This window comes from Spirillospora sp. NPDC049652 (genome assembly GCF_040675125.1).
GTDB lineage: Bacteria > Actinomycetota > Actinomycetes > Streptosporangiales > Streptosporangiaceae > Spirillospora.
In genome coordinates, this window is sequence record NZ_JBFAOF010000931.1 from 1 (window position 1) to 2,776 (window position 2,776).

Here is a 2,776-nt window from a genome sequence, read left to right on the forward strand (position 1 = left end):
GTGCTGCCGCTGCTGCTGACGGCCGTACTGGCGCAGGTGCTGTGGAGCGTCCTGGCGGGCGTGCGGCCCGACTACGACACGATGGGCGGCCTGCTGCACCGGCCGATGCCCTACCGGGCGGCCGTTGCCGCGCTGGCCGTGCTCGCGCTGTCGCTGTGGTACGTGCCGCTGCGCCGCAGGCTCGGCCCGGCTGCGCTCGCGGTCGGCGCGCTCGCCTGGCCGACGGGTTTGGGCGTCCTGCTCACGGGGGTGGCACCGGGTGCCGCGTTCCTCTGCACGCTGCCTGCTCTGGCGTGCGCGCTGGGCGCTCTTGGTGCCGTCCTGCTGCCGCGGGGGCGGTTTGCGGCGCTGATGCTCGGGCTGGTCGTCCCCGGGTTGCTGCTGCCCGCGTGGGCGCAGGCGGCCTTCGACGGCATGGGGCTCGCGCTGGCGGGCGTGCCCGCGCTGGCACTGGCGCTGTTCGGGTTGACGCTGCTTCCGCTCGCCGAGCTCGTCCTCCCCGAGCGGCGGGCCGCGCTCGCCATGCCGTCGGCCCTCGCGCTCGCCGTCGTGCTGGCCGCGACCGGAATGGCCGTCGACACCTACGACCAGACGCACCCGCGCCGCACCCACCTGGCCTACGTGATGAACGCCGACAGCGGCACCGCGCACTGGGTGAGCGGTGACGCGGATCCCGGTTCCTGGACGCGGCGGTACGTGTCCGGCCACGACCAGGGCGCGCTTCCGCCTGGATACGCCCGCAACCTGCGGTGGACGGGCCCGGCCCAGCCGATGCGGGCGGCCGCGCCCAAGGTTCGGATCGTCTCCCGCGACGGTGACCTCCTCCAGCTGCGGGTGAGCGCCGGACGCGGCGCCCGCTCGGTGACGCTGCGCTTCGACCGCCCGATCACCGAGGCGTCGGCGGCTGTACCGGGTTCCAGGCCCGCCCAGGTGACGGTCGACGGGACACGGCCCAAGACCTGGCCGGGCGAGGTCCGCTTCCGTGGCCTTCCCACCGGCGGCGCCTCGATCAGCGTGCGCGTACCGGGTGGTCAGCGGCTCACCGCGATCGCGGAGACGACCGGTCTCACGACCGTGCCCGGCTTCGTGCCGCCGCCGCGCGATCTGGTGCCCTCCACGCGTGAGGACGGCGACCTGATCGCCGTGACCCGCACCTACAACCTGCGGTAAAACGCTTGCCGGCCGCTTTGTCGTCGCCGCGTCCCCGCATCTGACGGCCGCCAGGACGACGGCCCGCCGGAAAGAGCGGCTCAGAGGCCGGTTCCTAATCTTCAGGAACCGGCCTCTGAGCGGTTTGTGCGGCATTCGTCCGCGAGATCGAATGTCGGTCCACCGTCTGCCGCGAGCGCGGCACCTGACTGACGGATCGAAGGCGGGCGTCCAACGCGCTGGCGCTTGTGCCAGGGAAGGCACAAGGCCTCCGGCGCGAAGATCTGGGAGCCCGCCCGCCCCCTCCGCCCCGCCTCAGGCAAGGCTGAGGGGGCGGCCCTCGATGCCGTACTCCGTCGTGGCGCGGTGCTGCCTTTCGACCTGGGCGCCCTAACTCGTGCTGCGCAGCACCCTTGTGGTCGTCCGGCTCGCGGGCCGGCCGCCGGTCAGATCGTCAGGCCGCCGGAGGCCCGTAGGTTCTGGCCCGTGACCCATTGCGCGTCGGGCCCGGCCAGGAACGCGACGACGTTGGCGATGTCCTCCGGGCGTCCCAGCCGCTGCAGTGGTGTCAGGGACACGGTGTGCTCGATGGCCTGCTCCAGATGCTCCCCGGCTGCGGCGCGCATCATGTCCGTCTCGGTGGCGCCAGGGGTCACGCTGTTGACGGTGATGCCCCGGGGACCGAACTCGTGGGCGGCGACGGCGGTGATCGACTCCAGTGCAGCCTTGCTGGCGAAGTACAGGGCCAGGCCCGGCACCGCGCCGGAGGAGGAGATGTTGATGATCCGTCCGCCCTTTCCGAGCCGCTCGGCGGCGGCCTGGACGACGAAGAACGGCCCCTTGGTGTTGACGGCCATCACCTCGTCGAAGTCGCTCTCGGTGGCGTCGCAGATGTTCCCCATCGGGTTGATCGCCGCGTTGTTGACCACCACGTCCAACCCGGGGAGGTTCCGGTCGACCTCCCCGAAAAGGTGCTTCAGGTCCTCCAGGCGTCCCTGATCGGCCCGGACGGCGATCGCCCGGCCGCCGAAGGCCGCCACCTCGGCCACCACGTCCTCCGCCGCCGCCTGGTCGCGAACGTAGCTGAAGATCACTGCCGCGCCCTCACGGGCCAGCCTCACCACGATCGCGCGCCCGATCCCCCGCGACCCGCCAGTCACCAGCGCCGACTTGTTCTCCAACGTCCCCATGCCAACTCCTTGCCATCGACGCCTCCTCTGATCGGAGCGCCTCACAGCGGAAGGTCGTAGCAACAGGCCCGGTCTTGACATCCGCGCCGAAGAAGTTCGAGAAAGTGGGGGAGCGAGCACACGGGGAACCGCCGCTTGGTCTGAGTGGAGTGGGACTGCTGGGTGCGGGGGCCGCTGCGTTCCGGGGGACGTGGAAAGGGGCGGTGGCCGGGAGACTGGCCACCGCCCCTTTCGCCGCCGTGCGCAGGGGTGTGAGAGGTGTGGGTTATCTGAGGAGCCAGGCGAGCAGGTCGGGCGGGGCCAGGGCTGCGAGGCGTTCTCGGAAGGCGGTGTACTCCTCCGGGGTCAGCAGGGCTCGGCCCGAGCCCGAGCGGCCGGCGCGGAAGAAGGTGCGGGCGTCCTTCAGGCGCTCGCGGCCCGCCGGGACGAGGCGGTCG

The 2,776-nt window shown here is 72.2% G+C and carries 1 protein-coding gene and 1 pseudogene; one reads left to right on the plus strand and one right to left on the minus strand.

What is annotated here, in order from left to right; genetic code table 11:
- Nucleotides 1–1,170 (plus strand): annotated as a pseudogene (locus tag AB0J52_RS35015) (aminopeptidase); the annotation flags it as partial.
- A 425-nt stretch (nt 1,171–1,595) separates the two neighbouring features.
- Here the strand turns inward: AB0J52_RS35015 and AB0J52_RS35020 are convergent.
- Nucleotides 1,596–2,339, minus strand: a complete 744-nt coding sequence (locus tag AB0J52_RS35020) for an SDR family NAD(P)-dependent oxidoreductase (RefSeq protein ID WP_500187195.1) — start codon at nt 2,337–2,339, stop codon at nt 1,596–1,598.
- Nucleotides 2,340–2,776: the final 437 nt, after the last annotated feature.